Annotated in this window: 11 protein-coding genes and 7 tRNA genes; 1 reads left to right on the top strand and 17 read right to left on the bottom strand. The window is 52.5% G+C overall.

The features are described from left to right. Window positions 1–22 precede the first annotated feature (22 nt). The 9 genes from CRO19_RS03280 to miaB form a co-directional block, all read right to left on the bottom strand. Complete coding sequence (locus CRO19_RS03280; RefSeq protein WP_097094587.1) at window positions 23–748, bottom strand: amino acid ABC transporter ATP-binding protein; 726 nt, start codon at window positions 746–748, stop codon at window positions 23–25. Next, window positions 749–1426, bottom strand: a complete 678-nt coding sequence (gene gltK, locus CRO19_RS03275) for a glutamate/aspartate ABC transporter permease GltK (protein WP_097094586.1) — start codon at window positions 1424–1426, stop codon at window positions 749–751. Further along, the gene (locus CRO19_RS03270) at window positions 1426–2166 is read right to left on the bottom strand and encodes an amino acid ABC transporter permease (protein ID WP_097094585.1); all 741 of its coding nucleotides are present in this window, start codon (window positions 2164–2166) and stop codon (window positions 1426–1428) included. Before CRO19_RS03270 ends, gltK begins: the two co-directional genes overlap by 1 nt. Before the next feature lie 161 nt (window positions 2167–2327). Then, complete coding sequence (locus CRO19_RS03265; protein ID WP_097094584.1) at window positions 2328–3221, bottom strand: glutamate/aspartate ABC transporter substrate-binding protein; 894 nt, start codon at window positions 3219–3221, stop codon at window positions 2328–2330. Window positions 3222–3658: 437 nt separating this feature from the next. Further along, a complete protein-coding gene (gene lnt / locus CRO19_RS03260; RefSeq protein WP_097094583.1) occupies window positions 3659–5185 on the bottom strand; it encodes an apolipoprotein N-acyltransferase in 1527 nt (508 codons plus the stop codon). Between the two features lie 4 nt (window positions 5186–5189). Beyond that, complete coding sequence (gene corC, locus CRO19_RS03255; protein WP_008103653.1) at window positions 5190–6071, bottom strand: CNNM family magnesium/cobalt transport protein CorC; 882 nt, start codon at window positions 6069–6071, stop codon at window positions 5190–5192. An 82-nt stretch (window positions 6072–6153) separates the two neighbouring features. Continuing rightward, on the bottom strand, window positions 6154–6627 hold the full coding sequence (gene ybeY, locus CRO19_RS03250) for an rRNA maturation RNase YbeY (protein WP_097094582.1): 474 nt from the start codon (window positions 6625–6627) through the stop codon (window positions 6154–6156). Next, the gene (locus CRO19_RS03245; RefSeq protein ID WP_097094581.1) at window positions 6624–7697 is read right to left on the bottom strand and encodes a PhoH family protein; all 1074 of its coding nucleotides are present in this window, start codon (window positions 7695–7697) and stop codon (window positions 6624–6626) included. The genes ybeY and CRO19_RS03245 overlap by 4 nt, the downstream gene beginning before the upstream one ends. Window positions 7698–7904: 207 nt before the next feature. Further along, window positions 7905–9329, bottom strand: a complete 1425-nt coding sequence (miaB, locus tag CRO19_RS03240; RefSeq protein WP_097094580.1) for a tRNA (N6-isopentenyl adenosine(37)-C2)-methylthiotransferase MiaB — start codon at window positions 9327–9329, stop codon at window positions 7905–7907. 180 nt (window positions 9330–9509) lie between these two features. Here miaB and ubiF point away from each other — a divergent pair, with 180 nt between their 5' ends. Beyond that, window positions 9510–10682 carry a 3-demethoxyubiquinol 3-hydroxylase gene (ubiF, locus tag CRO19_RS03235; RefSeq protein ID WP_097094579.1) on the top strand — a complete coding sequence of 391 codons (1173 nt, stop codon included), beginning with the start codon at window positions 9510–9512 and terminating at the stop codon, window positions 10680–10682. 88 nt (window positions 10683–10770) lie between these two features. Here ubiF and CRO19_RS03230 read toward each other — a convergent pair. From CRO19_RS03230 to asnB, 8 genes are all read right to left on the bottom strand, one after another. Further along, window positions 10771–10845 (bottom strand) — tRNA-Gln (locus CRO19_RS03230). Window positions 10846–10873: 28 nt separating this feature from the next. Further along, a tRNA-Gln gene (locus tag CRO19_RS03225) sits at window positions 10874–10948 on the bottom strand. Between the two features lie 6 nt (window positions 10949–10954). After that, window positions 10955–11031 (bottom strand) — tRNA-Met (locus CRO19_RS03220). A gap of 26 nt (window positions 11032–11057) precedes the next feature. Then, window positions 11058–11132 (bottom strand) — tRNA-Gln (locus CRO19_RS03215). A gap of 34 nt (window positions 11133–11166) precedes the next feature. Next, window positions 11167–11241, bottom strand: a tRNA-Gln gene (locus CRO19_RS03210). 21 nt (window positions 11242–11262) lie between these two features. Further along, window positions 11263–11347 (bottom strand) — tRNA-Leu (locus tag CRO19_RS03205). A 6-nt stretch (window positions 11348–11353) separates the two neighbouring features. After that, a tRNA-Met gene (locus tag CRO19_RS03200) sits at window positions 11354–11430 on the bottom strand. Window positions 11431–11645: 215 nt separating this feature from the next. Next, window positions 11646–13313, bottom strand: a complete 1668-nt coding sequence (asnB, locus tag CRO19_RS03195) for an asparagine synthase B (RefSeq protein WP_097094578.1) — start codon at window positions 13311–13313, stop codon at window positions 11646–11648. Window positions 13314–13384: the final 71 nt, after the last annotated feature.

The following is a 13384-nucleotide window of genomic DNA, read 5'->3' as shown; positions in this document are numbered from 1 at the left end:
GCGGCGCAATTTATTGCGCTAATCAGTGCAGTATCTTCGCCAGGAAGTCTTTTGCACGGTCAGATTGTGGGTTGTTAAAGAAGTCATCTTTATTCGTGTCTTCAATAATTTTCCCTTCATCCATAAAGATCACCCGGTTGGCAACCTTACGCGCGAAGCCCATTTCATGGGTCACCACCATCATGGTCATCCCTTCGTGAGCCAACTCAACCATGACGTCTAGCACTTCGTTGATCATTTCTGGATCGAGCGCCGAGGTGGGTTCATCAAACAACATCGCGACGGGATCCATGCATAACGCACGTGCGATGGCCACACGCTGTTGCTGACCACCCGAAAGCTGGCCCGGGAACTTATCGGCATGCGCAGAGAGTCCTACGCGCTTCAGCAGGCTTTGCGCTTTCTCACGCGATGCTGCCTTGTCGCGCTTCAACACTTTCACCTGTGCCAGCGTCAGGTTCTCAAGGATGCTCAGATGCGGGAACAGCTCGAAGTGCTGAAACACCATGCCCACTTTGCTACGCAATTGCGCGAGGTTGGTTTTTTTGTTGTTCACCTCGATGCCAGTTACCTCAATGCTGCCCTTTTGAATCGGCTCCAGACCGTTTACGGTTTTAATCAGCGTTGATTTTCCTGAGCCAGACGGACCGCAGACCACCACCACTTCACCTTTTTTCACTTCAGTGGAGCAGTCGGTCAGCACCTGAAAGTGCCCATACCACTTAGAAACATTTTTCAGGCTAATCATTTAAACCGTCCTTTTTCTTTTCAGATAGCTAACCAACAGCGAAGCGCTCAGGCTGATCACGAAGTAGACCAAACCGGCAAACAAAATCATTTCAACCTGGGTTCCGTCACGCTCACCGATGGTTGAGGCGGTACGGAAGAAGTCGGCCAGGCTCAACACATACACCAGCGACGTATCCTGAAACAGCACAATGCCCTGTGTCAGCAGCAGCGGCACCATGGCGCGAAACGCCTGCGGCAGGATGATGAGCTTCATTGATTGCCAATGCGTCATGCCCAGAGCCAATGCGGCGTTGGATTGGCCGCGCGCGATACTCTGAATACCGGCACGGATGATCTCCGAGTAGTACGCGGCCTCAAACAGTGCAAATGCCACCATGGCTGAAATCAGGCGGATATCCGATTTAGGCGATAAGCCCAGCACCTGCTGCAGGAACGCAGGGACAACCAAATAGAACCATAGCAGCACCATCACCAACGGTACGGAGCGGAACAGGTTGACGTACAGCTTGGCAAACCAGCGCACCGGCGCAATTGGCGATAAGCGCATCACCGCCAGAATCGTGCCCCAGATAATGCCAAACACGACGGCGATTGCGGTGATCTTGAAGGTAATGATCAACCCATTCCATAAGTAAGGCAGGCTGGGACCAATCGAACTCCAGTCAAATTCGTACATTATTTGCCTCCCATGTTGCCAGGCAGGCGGATTTTGCGCTCAACCAAACTCATAATCAGCATGATGACCAGGTTAATGCCCACATATGCCAGGGTGATGGCCGTAAAGGATTCATACGCATGCGCGGAATAATCCAGCAGCTTGCCCGCCTGCGCGGCCATATCCACCAGACCGATGGTTGAGGCGATCGCCGAGTTTTTTACCAGGTTGAGCATCTCCGACGTCATCGGCGGCACAATGACGCGATAAGCATTCGGTAGCAGCACATAGCGGTAGGTTTGCGGCAGCGTTAGACCCATCGCTAAGCCGGCATTTTTCTGGCCACGCGGCAGTGACTGAATTGCCGCACGTACCTGCTCACAAACGCGGGCCGCAGTGAACAAGCCAAGACAAATAGTGGAGGAGAGGAAGAACTGAATGTTCGGATCCAGCTCAGACTTAAACCACATGCCGAGCTTTTCTCCCACCAGTTCAGGTGCCACCAGATACCAGAAGAAGAATTGTACGATCAGCGGAATGTTACGAAACAGCTCCACGTAGCAGGTACCAATCGTCGCCAACAGGCGGTTGGGCACGGTACGCAGAATGCCAAAGAGGGAACCTACCAGGAAGGCGATAATCCAGGCACAGCAGGACACCGCAATGGTGACCTGAAATCCGGACCACAGCCAGCCAAGGTAAGTCGTATTGCCGAACGGAGCCTGCTCTAAAAAAATGCCCCAGTTCCAATCGATACCCATAACGAGCTCCGGTAAAAAAAGGGTAGCGAGGCTACCCATAAGATTGTTGAGCGGTGTCTTGCATCCTGCTTCAGGGGAACGGCCTGTTACAGTCTGTCTGTCCGCACCGCATGTTCAGCAATCGAGAGGGCAGCGGGGCTGCCCTTGTTGTCGTTGTTAATTCAGAGTGCTTTATCGTTCGGTGCTTTGAACAGGGCCTGCATATCTGGAGACAATTCGAAGTTGAGGTTCAGATTCTTCGGTGGAATCGGCTGTTTGAACCAGGTTTCAAACCATTTTGACGCTTCGCCTGAGGTTTGCGCTTTGGCGATGGTTTCATCCATCAGCTGTTTGAACTGCGGATCTTCTTTACGCAGCATGCAGCCGTAGGCTTCTTTCGATTGCGGTGTACCAACGATATCCCAGTTATCCGGCTTCTTGGCTTTGGCTCGTTCACCCGCCAGCAGCGCGTCATCCATCATAAAGGCCACGGCACGACCGGTTTCCAGCGTACGGAAAGAGTCGCCATGGTCTTTGGCGCTGATGATGCGCATATCCATTTTCTTCTCGTCGTTCAGCTTGTGCAGCAGAATTTCAGAGGTGGTACCGGAGGTGACAACAACGGTTTTGCCTTTCAGGTCAGCGAAATCTTTGATGTCCCCGCCTTTCTTCACCAGCAGACGCGTGCCGATGATGAATACGGTGTCAGAGAATGCAGCTTGCTGTTGGCGTTCCAGGTTGTTGGTTGTCGAGCCACATTCAAAATCATACGTCCCGTTCTGCAACAGTGGGATACGGTTTTGTGAAGTAATCGGCAGCATTTTGATCTGCAAATCGGGTTTATTCAGCTTGGCCTTAATGGCAGCCACGATAGCGTTGGAATAATCCTGTGAATAGCCAACCACTTTTTGCTGGTTGTCATAGTAAGAAAAGGGAACTGATGACTCACGATGCCCAACGACGATCACGCCGCTATCATTGATTTTTTTCAGGGTACCGGTGAGATCTTCCGCCTGGGCCGCTCCCGCTGCTGCTCCTAACAGCAAAAGAGATAATGCCACTTTGCGTATCTGCATGTTCCAACTCCTTCGTATGGATGTCGCGCAGAACATAAACTGCGCAGATTGTGATGTTGTGTGTATTTCGTGCTGCTTTTTTAGTTATCCCATAGCGCAACTGCGCGCAGGATAGTGATTAACATAGCGAATTGTTAACGCAATGAAACAAAAAAGTTTCTTTTTTGCGAGCCGCTCCGCACCAATAAAAGGCAAAAATCCACGGTTGCGCCAATGCAGTGCGCGCAATTGCCTTAAAGTAGTGCGTAAAAGTTGCATTACGCTGACAAAAGCCGATGTTTGCGAAAATCACTGAAATAAATAGCAATGATCGTGCCAGTACGATGAATAAGTGTAAAAAGGCAGCAGAGAATCGGGAAAAGCACTGCGCAGGGAAGAGAAAGCAGCGTATAAAAAAGGCGAAGTATTCACTTCGCCTGTTTGGAGAGGGGCTCGCGTTAGCGATGACGACGGAGAATCGCCAGCACAATACCGATTAATGTCAGAATCCACACCGGCCAGATACCTGCTTTGGCATACGGCGTTTCGCCGGTGGTTGGCGTCACTTTGGCTTCCAGCACTTGACGCGTGAACTGCGGCAGCTCCTTCTCCACTTCGCCGTTGGCGTTTACCACTGCGGTAACGCCATTGTTGGTTGATCGCAGCAGCGGACGTCCCAGTTCCAGCGCACGCATACGCGCCATCTGGAAATGCTGCCATGGCCCGATCGAATGGCCGAACCAGGCATCGTTGGAGACCGTGAGCAGGAAATTGGTATCCGGACGGAAGTTGGCTCGCACCTGTTCTCCCAGCACGATTTCATAGCAGATGGCGCTGGTCAGGTTATAACCCGACACCTTCAGCTGCGGTTGAACGTAGGCGCCACGGCTAAAGGAAGACATCGGGAGATCGAAGAACGGGGCCAGCGGACGCAGCAGATCTTCCAGCGGAACAAATTCACCAAACGGTACCAGATGGTTTTTCTGATAGCGGTTCTGGCTTTGATAGCTATAAGGTTGTTCACCACCCAGCACAATCACTGAGTTGTAATCGTGATAGCGATTATCGCCTTCCACGCGAGAATCCACGATACCCGTAATCAGCGAACTGCCGCGCGCGCGCAGTTCTGCATCCAGCGCCTGCAGAAACGGCTGCTGATTGCTCTCTAAATCGGTAATTGCCGATTCAGGCCAGATAATGATGGGAGCCTTGCCCATAAACGGCTGGCTGGAGGAGGTATAAACGCGCAGCGTGTTAAGCAACTGCTGGGGATCCCACTTCATTGACTGCGGTATGTTGCCTTGCACCATCGCGACATCAACGCTGCGCTCCGGCAGCGGTTGGTACCACTGCACCATACGCAACGGCAAGGGCAGCACCAGCAGTAGCGCGGCGGCAACCAGACTTTTTACCTTACGATGATGTAATGCATGCACCAGCAGCCCCGCGATGACCATCATCAGGAGGGTGATGGTTTCTACCCCGGCCAACGGTGCTAAACCTTTTAGCGGTCCATTGATCTGGCTGTAGCCGAACTGCAGCCATGGAAAGCCGGTAAGCACCCAACCGCGCAGGAATTCGCTAATTTGCCATAACGCCGGCGCTGCTAGCGCCAAACGCCATAGGGAAGCGCGTGGCCAGAAGCGGTTGAGCAGAGTGGCGAATAATAGCGGATAAAGCGACAAATACGCCGCCAGCAGGATCACCAGGAAGATATTGACCGGGCCCGGCATGCCGCCAAAGGTGGCGATACTGACGTACACCCAATTGATGCCGCTGCCAAACAGCCCAAAGCCCCAGGCGAAGCCGATCGCCGCCGCCTGCGGAGTACGACGCTCCAGCAACACAAGCTGCAGGCCAAATAGCGAAATTATTGCAGCAGGCCAGAAATCGTAAGGGGAAAAGGAAAGGGTGCCAATGGCACCCATTATTAACGCCAGCAGCAGTCGAACCCGCTGCTGCGAGTATAGAGAGGCTAAAGCCATAGAATTATTCGTCTTCCAGTTGCGGTTGTGGTGAGTCTTCCGGAATTTTTACATGCACCTGGATAATACGGCGACTGTCAGCCATAGCGACTTTGAATTGGTAACCATCAATGACGATACTTTCACCGCGAGCGGGAAGGTGGCCGAATCCCTGCATGACCAATCCGCCGATGGTATCGACTTCGTCATCACTGAAATCGGTGCCAAAGACTTCATTAAAATCTTCAATTTGCGTTAAGGCGCGCATGGTATAGGTGTAACGGTTAAGCTGGCGAATATCACGATCTTCTTCATCGTCATACTCATCTTCAATTTCACCGACAATCAGCTCAAGAATATCTTCGATGGTCACCAGACCAGAGACACCGCCAAACTCATCAATGACAATCGCCATGTGATAACGCTGCGAGCGGAACTCCTTCAGCATACGATCAACGCGCTTGCTTTCAGGTACGACTACGGCAGTACGCAGGACTTTTTCGATGCTAAAAGGTTCAGACGCGCTGGCCATAAACGGCAGCAGATCTTTAGCCATCAAAATACCCTCGACGTGATCTTTGTCTTCACTGATCACCGGGAAGCGGGAGTGCGCGGATTCAATGATCACCGCAAGGCACTCTTCCAGAGTTTGATTGCGTTTCAGGGTGATCATTTGCGAGCGTGGGATCATGATATCGCGCACGCGCTGTTCGGCAATATCCAGCACCCCTTCGAGCATGTCGCGGGTGTCCTGGTCGATCAGCTCTTTCTGCTCAGAATCGCGGATTAACCCCAGCAGTTCGTCACGGTTTTTGGGTTCACCGTGGAACAGTTGGTTGATTAGCAGGGAGAAAAATCCCTTTTTACTACTGGGTGCGTCGCTGTTTTGAGAATGGTCGTCGCTCATGGCGTTTTAATTTCGTTCTCTCTAATGAGGGATTGGGGCTGCCGGCATCCGCGCCAGCAGCGCAATAACCTGAACCAACGGCTCAGGCGTCTTCTTTCTCCGAAATGTACGGATCAGGATAACCAAGAGCAAGCATTATCTCGGTCTCCAGCGCCTCCATCTCTTCGGCTTCGTCATCGTCGATATGGTCGTAACCCAGCAGATGTAACGTACCGTGCACCACCATATGCGCCCAGTGGGCTTCAACGGTTTTGCCTTGTTCAGCAGCCTCTTGCTCAACAACCTGACGACAAATGATCAGATCGCCAAGCAGCGGCAGTTCAATTCCCGGGGGGGCTTCAAACGGGAATGAGAGCACGTTAGTCGGCTTATCTTTACCGCGATAAGTCAGATTAAGCTCATTACTCTCCGCTTCATCCACCAGGCGAATAGTGACTTCGCTTTCCGGCTGAAATGGCGTTACCGCCGCTTCGAGCCAGCGCTGAAAATCGCTCTCCGCAGGCAGATGGCTTTCATCGGCGCAGGCCAGTTGTAAATCTAAAATCACCGCGCTCATGAACGCTCCTGCGGGCTGGTTTGAGTGGCAAGCTGAGCCGCGATAGCTTCGCGTTTACGCTCTTCTGCCTGTTGGTCACGGCGTTTCTGATCGGCGGTTTCCCAGGCTTCATAAGCATTTACGATGCGCGCGACAACCGGATGACGCACCACGTCTTCGCTGTGGAAAAAGTTAAAGCTGATCTCATCAACTTCCGCTAACACCTCAATGGCGTGGCGCAAGCCGGATTTGGTGCTGCGCGGCAGGTCAATCTGCGTTACGTCACCGGTGATTACCGCTTTTGAATTAAAGCCGATACGCGTCAGGAACATCTTCATCTGCTCGATAGTGGTGTTCTGGCTCTCATCAAGTATGACGAAGGCATCGTTCAGCGTACGTCCGCGCATGTAGGCCAACGGGGCAACTTCAATTACGTTACGTTCAATCAGCTTTTCTACCCGCTCAAAACCGAGCATTTCGAACAGGGCGTCATACAGCGGACGCAGATACGGATCCACTTTCTGGCTCAGATCGCCGGGCAGGAAGCCAAGTTTTTCACCCGCTTCTACCGCCGGACGCGTTAGCAGAATACGGCGAATTTCCTGACGCTCCAGCGCATCGACGGCCGCGGCTACCGCAAGGTAGGTTTTACCGGTGCCGGCGGGACCAATACCAAAGGTAATGTCGTGTCCGAAGATGTTAGCAATGTATTGCGCCTGATTAGGCGTACGCGGTTTAATTACGCCACGCTTGGTCTTGATATTCACTGCTTTGCCGAATTCCGGCACGCTCTCAGCGCTTTGCTCCAGTACACGGCTCTCTTTGATCGCCAGATGGATTTGGTCCGGCTCAATGTCTTTGATCTGGCCGCGCATCGGTGCGGTATCAATATAGAGTGTACGCAGGATATTCACGGCGGCATCGACGCACATTTCGCGGCCGGTTAGCGTGAACTGGTTATCACGGCGTTTGATTTCGATACCCAAACGGCGCTCCAGCTGCTTCACATTGTCATCCATTGGACCGCACAAACTCATCAGTCGTTGGTTATCTGCCGGTTCAAGGGCAATTTCACGCGTTTCGATATTCAAATGAATCCTTAAGGTCACTCAGGGCCAGTTGAAAAAGTGTGCCGGATACTGAGGAGTGATTCTTCAGCATCTTTATGGAATTATTTATGGCGCTGCGCAGAGGCGCAAGCTTCAGAAACGATATTTGGGCAGTGCTTGCGGAAAGCAAGGGCGATAGGATGAAACAGGCGACAACGCTTTGTGCGCTGTCGCTCAACGTTCGAGGTTTCAAGGCTGGAACAGTCCGACGCCGATCTCATTCTCTTTGCGGGTACGGGCAATGACCGAGGCCGGGCTTTCAGCTACGCGCAGCGCCATCTGCTCTTCGGTGCGCACCAGAACGCCACGCAGTGAGTTAGCATAAACATCGACAATCTCGACATCGGCAAACTTACCAATTAGCTCAACTGGCGCTTCAAAGTTCACTACGCGGTTATTATCGGTACGGCCGGTCAGCTCCATCACATTCTTACGGGAAATTCCTTCGACCAGCACGCGCTGCGTGGTGCCCAACATGCGGCGGCTCCACGCCATTACCTGTTGATTGATGCGGTCCTGCAGGATGTACAAACGCTGCTTTTTCTCCTCTTCTGACACATCATCAGGCAGATCGGCTGCTGGCGTGCCGGGACGCGCAGAATAGATAAAGCTGAAGCTGACATCGAAATTCACTTCACCCACCAGCTTCATGGTCTGCTCGAAATCCTGCTGCGTTTCACCGGGGAAGCCGATGATGAAATCAGAGCTTAACTGGATATCCGGACGCGCCGCTTTCAGCTTGCGGATGATGGCTTTATATTCCAGTGCTGTGTGCGCACGCTTCATTAATGTCAGGATGCGATCCGAACCGCTTTGTACCGGCAGATGCAGGAAGCTCACCAGCTCTGGCGTATCGCGGTAAACATCAATGATGTCGTCGGTAAATTCAATTGGATGGCTGGTGGTGAAGCGAATACGATCAATACCGTCAATCGCCGCCACCAGGCGCAGCAACTCGGCAAAAGTACAGATATCACCATCAAAAGTCGCACCGCGATAGGCGTTGACGTTTTGGCCGAGCAGATTGACTTCACGCACGCCCTGAGCCGCCAGTTGGGCGATTTCCAGCAAGATATCGTCACTTGGGCGACTCACTTCCTCGCCGCGGGTGTAAGGCACCACACAGAAAGTACAGTATTTATTGCAGCCCTCCATGATGGAAACAAAAGCGGTTGGCCCCTCTGCACGCGGTTCTGGTAGGCGGTCAAACTTTTCGATTTCCGGGAAGCTGATATCAACAACGGGGCTTTTACTGCCGCGCACGGTATTGATCATCTCCGGCAGGCGATGCAACGTTTGCGGACCAAACACGATATCAACGTAATTGGCGCGCTGGCGCAGACGTTCACCTTCCTGCGAGGCTACGCAGCCGCCCACACCGATGATCACATCTGGGTTGTCCGCTTTCAGCTTTTTCCAACGACCTAACAGAGCAAAAACCTTCTCCTGCGCTTTTTCACGAATAGAGCAGGTGTTGAGCAGCAGAACGTCCGCCTCTTCAGCTTCCTCTGTGAGGATGTAGCCGTGCGTACTGTTCAGCAAATCGGCCATCTTCGATGAATCGTATTCATTCATCTGGCAGCCCCAGGTTTTGATATGCAGTTTTTTGGTCATCGAACTAGCCATTGATTAAAGCGGAGTGCAGGGCGCGTATTGTAATGCCTCGCTGCTGCTGTGACCAGCTAACCCTGCATACTTCACGCATGTACATCGCATCGTGTGATGAATTTCCGGTACACTTTAGCTATCAACGTGATGCTGTAAGGTTTCACGACAAAAGAAGGATTAGAGTCGATGCAGGATTCACATTTTGATGTGGTAATCGTGGGCGGTGGCATGGTGGGGGCAGCACTGGCGTGCGGTTTGGCACAGCAGCAGTTTCGCGTGGCGGTTGTTGAGCGTGTAGAGCCTGCAGCCTTTGATGCCAACAGCGATCCGGACGTACGTATTTCTGCGATTGGAGCCTCTTCGGTGGCCTTGCTGCAGCAACTGAACGTATGGCCGCGAGTGCAGGCGATGCGATGTGCACCTTATCGCCAACTGGAAACCTGGGAATGGCAAAGTGCGCATGTGCGGTTTGATGCGGCGTCGCTGGGCTTGCCTGAGCTGGGATTTATGGTGGAAAACAGTGTGCTGCAACGTGCGCTGTGGGAAAAGATGCAGGAAGAGGGCATCACGTTAATCTGCCCCGCCACTTTGCAGGATTTACGGCCACACAGTGCAGGCTGGCATGTGCAACTCGACAACGGACAAACGCTGGATACGCGTTTAGTGGTTGGTGCGGATGGCGCCAACTCGCGCGTACGGCAACTGGCGGGAATCGGCGTACGTGGCTGGCACTATGCGCAATCATGCATGTTGATAAGCGTAGAGTGTGAACACGACGCCGGAGACTCAACCTGGCAGCAGTTTACGCCACAAGGCCCCCGTGCTTTCCTGCCGCTGTTTGATCGTCGTGCTTCGCTGGTGTGGTATGACGCACCAGCGCGTATTCGTCAGCTGCAAAGCTTGCCACTGCCACAGCTGGAGAAAGAGATCTATGCGCATTTTCCAGACCGCGTGGGGAATGTTAAGGTCAAAACTGCCGCTTCGTTCCCGCTGGTGCGACGTCATGCTACGCGTTATGTGATGCCGGGGTTGGCGCTGGTGGGGGATGCGGCGCACACCATTAACCCATTGGCCGGGCAGGGCGTCAATTTGGGCTATCGGGATGTGGATGCTTTGATCACTACGCTAGTTGAGGCGCGCAGCCAGGCACAGCGTTGGTCATCAGATACCGTGCTGCAGCGTTATCATCGTCAGCGTTATAAAGACAACTTACTGATGCAGGGCGGCATGGATCTGTTCTACTTCGCGTTTAGCAATAAACTGCCACCGTTGCGTTTTGCACGTAATCTGGCGTTGATTGCCGCGGAGAATGCCGGCGCATTGAAGCGCAAGGTGCTGCGTTATGCATTAGGTTTATGATGTGTAGGGAGCGCAATCATGCGCTCCTGATTTAAACCCGAACGCAGAAAACAATAAAGCCCGCAAAAGCGGGCTTTATTGTGCAATTTGGCTGGGGTGCAGGGATTCGAACCCCGGAATGCTGGTATCAGAAACCAGTGCCTTACCGCTTGGCGACACCCCAATAGGTGTTTAATCAAATTGTCTTTTTATGGCTGGGGTGCAGGGATTCGAACCCCGGAATGCTGGTATCAGAAACCAGAGCCTTACCGCTTGGCGACACCCCAATAATTTGGTGGCTACGACGGGATTTGAACCTGTGACCCCATCATTATGAGTGATGTGCTCTAACCAGCTGAGCTACGTAGCCTTTTTACTGCTTACTGCATCCAACGATGGCTGGGATACCTGGATTCGAACCAGGGAATGCCGGTATCAAAAACCGGTGCCTTACCGCTTGGCGATATCCCATTCGTCGAGTTTGTATCCACAACATTTTCCGGATTGGCTGGGGTACCAGGATTCGAACCTGGGAATGCTGGTATCAAAAACCAGTGCCTTACCGCTTGGCGATACCCCATCCGGCTGCCGAAGAATGAAATGGTGCGGGAGGCGAGACTTGAACTCGCACACCTTGCGGCGCTAGAACCTAAATCTAGTGCGTCTACCAATTTCGCCACTCCCGCAAAATATGGTGGCTACGACGGGATTTGAACCTGTGACCCCATCATTATGAGTGATGTGCTCTAACCAGCTGAGCTACGTAGCCATCTTTTTCGCGTAACCTTCATCGGCGTTGCGGGGCGCATTATGCGTATTGAGTCTTGTAGCGTCAACAATTTTTTTGTCGTTTTTTGCCTTAAAACGCCTGTTTGTCTGGCTTGTGACCAGGCTGGTGCTTTATTCGGCAATTTTCAATCATTGCAGGGTGAGTTGCACAAAAAAAGGGCTCGGTTGAGCCCTTTATCTTATTGAGTAAAAACCTTATTTATACGCAGACTGATGTACGCCAACAGCACGGCCTGATGGGTCATCCATCGATTTAAATGCTTCGTCCCACTCAATCGCTTTAGCTGAAGAACAGGCCACCGATGGACCGCCCGGCACACACTCTGCCGCGCTGGCAATTGGGAACAATTCTTCAAAGATTTCGCGATACAAATACGCTTCTTTCGAGTTTGGCGTGTTGTACGGGAAGCGGAAGTGGGCAGTAGACAACTGTTGGTCAGTAATTTGTTTCGCCGCCACTTCTTTCAGCGTATCGATCCAGCTGTAGCCAACGCCGTCGGAGAACTGCTCTTTCTGGCGCCACGCCACGCTTTCCGGCAGATAGGAAGAGAAGCATTCACGCAGGATGTGTTTTTCCATCTTGCCGTTGCTGCCGCACAATTTATCTTCCGGGTTGATGCGCATCGCCACGTCGAGGAACTTTTTGTCCAGGAACGGTACACGTGCTTCCACGCCCCATGCGGACATCGCTTTGTTGGCACGCGCGCAGTCAAACATATGCAGAGCCAGCAACTTACGCACGTTCTCTTCGTGGAATTCTTTTGCGTTTGGCGCTTTGTGGAAGTAAAGGTAGCCGCCGAATACTTCATCAGCGCCTTCGCCGGACAATACCATTTTGATGCCCATCGCTTTGATCTTACGCGACATTAAATACATCGGTGTTGAAGCGCGAATGGTGGTTACATCGTAGGTTTCGATGTGATAAATCACGTCACGAATTGCATCCAAACCTTCCTGAACGGTGAAATGGATTTCGTGGTGCACGGTACCCAGGTGTTCAGCGACCGATTTCGCGGCCTTCAGATCCGGAGATCCTTCCAAGCCCACGGCGAAGGAGTGCAGCTGTGGCCACCAGGCATCGCTCTTGTCGGCATCTTCTACACGTTTTGCGGCGAAGCGCTTGGTCACCGCTGAGATAATAGAGGAGTCGAGGCCGCCAGACAGCAGCACGCCATAGGGCACATCTGACATCAGGTGGCTTTTCACTGACTCTTCCAGCGCATGTTTCAGTTCTGCCGCGTCGGTTTTGTTGTGCTCAACGGCGGAATATTCCATCCAGTCACGCTGCCAGTAACGATGGATTTCACCATCGGCACTCGACATATAGCTTCCCGGCGGGAACTCTTTGATGCTGCGGCAAACTGGCACCAGCGCTTTCATTTCCGAAGCCACAAACAGGTTGCCATGTTCGTCGTTACCCATATACAGCGGGATAATGCCGATATGGTCGCGGCCGATCAGATACTGTTGCTTAACGCTGTCCCATAAAATGAAGGCGAACATACCTTGCAGTTCATCAAGGAAATCGACGCCTTTTTCCTGGTACAGCGCGAGGATCACTTCGCAGTCGGAACCGGTCTGGAATGCATAACGATCGCTCAGCTCCGCACGCAGCGCCTGATGGTTGTAGATCTCACCGTTAACAGCCAGTACGTGGGTGTGATCGGCGTTATACAGCGGCTGGGCGCCGTTGTTGACGTCAACAATTGATAGGCGCTCATGCACCAGAATAGCTTTGTCATCCGCATAAACACCTGACCAATCTGGGCCACGGTGACGCATCAAACGAGAAGATTCCAGCGCTTTCTTGCGCAGCTCAACAGGATCGCTTTTGAGATCCAGCACACCAAAAATTGAACACATAACTGACTCCTGATCTCACCTTGTGGTGACGTTATTTCTGTTTGTCCGGCAGCCTTGACTGCGTGATGTAT

The sequence above is a fragment of the Candidatus Pantoea floridensis genome (genome assembly GCF_900215435.1).
Classification (GTDB): Bacteria; Pseudomonadota; Gammaproteobacteria; order Enterobacterales; family Enterobacteriaceae; genus Pantoea; species Pantoea floridensis.
This window is presented reverse-complemented; position numbering and strand designations above follow the sequence as displayed.

Excerpts from the sequence above, each read along its gene's own strand:
- CRO19_RS03280 (WP_097094587.1), bottom strand. The coding sequence starts at position 748 with ATGATTAGCCTGAAAAATGTTTCTAAGTGGTATGGGCACTTTCAGGTG.
- gltK (WP_097094586.1), bottom strand. The coding sequence starts at position 1,426 with ATGTACGAATTTGACTGGAGTTCGATTGGTCCCAGCCTGCCTTACTTA.
- CRO19_RS03270 (WP_097094585.1), bottom strand. The coding sequence starts at position 2,166 with ATGGGTATCGATTGGAACTGGGGCATTTTTTTAGAGCAGGCTCCGTTC.
- CRO19_RS03265 (WP_097094584.1), bottom strand. The coding sequence starts at position 3,221 with ATGCAGATACGCAAAGTGGCATTATCTCTTTTGCTGTTAGGAGCAGCA.
- lnt (WP_097094583.1), bottom strand. The coding sequence starts at position 5,185 with ATGGCTTTAGCCTCTCTATACTCGCAGCAGCGGGTTCGACTGCTGCTG.
- corC (WP_008103653.1), bottom strand. The coding sequence starts at position 6,071 with ATGAGCGACGACCATTCTCAAAACAGCGACGCACCCAGTAGTAAAAAG.
- ybeY (WP_097094582.1), bottom strand. The coding sequence starts at position 6,627 with ATGAGCGCGGTGATTTTAGATTTACAACTGGCCTGCGCCGATGAAAGC.
- miaB (WP_097094580.1), bottom strand. The coding sequence starts at position 9,329 with ATGACCAAAAAACTGCATATCAAAACCTGGGGCTGCCAGATGAATGAA.
- ubiF (WP_097094579.1), top strand. The coding sequence starts at position 9,510 with ATGCAGGATTCACATTTTGATGTGGTAATCGTGGGCGGTGGCATGGTG.
- asnB (WP_097094578.1), bottom strand. The coding sequence starts at position 13,313 with ATGTGTTCAATTTTTGGTGTGCTGGATCTCAAAAGCGATCCTGTTGAG.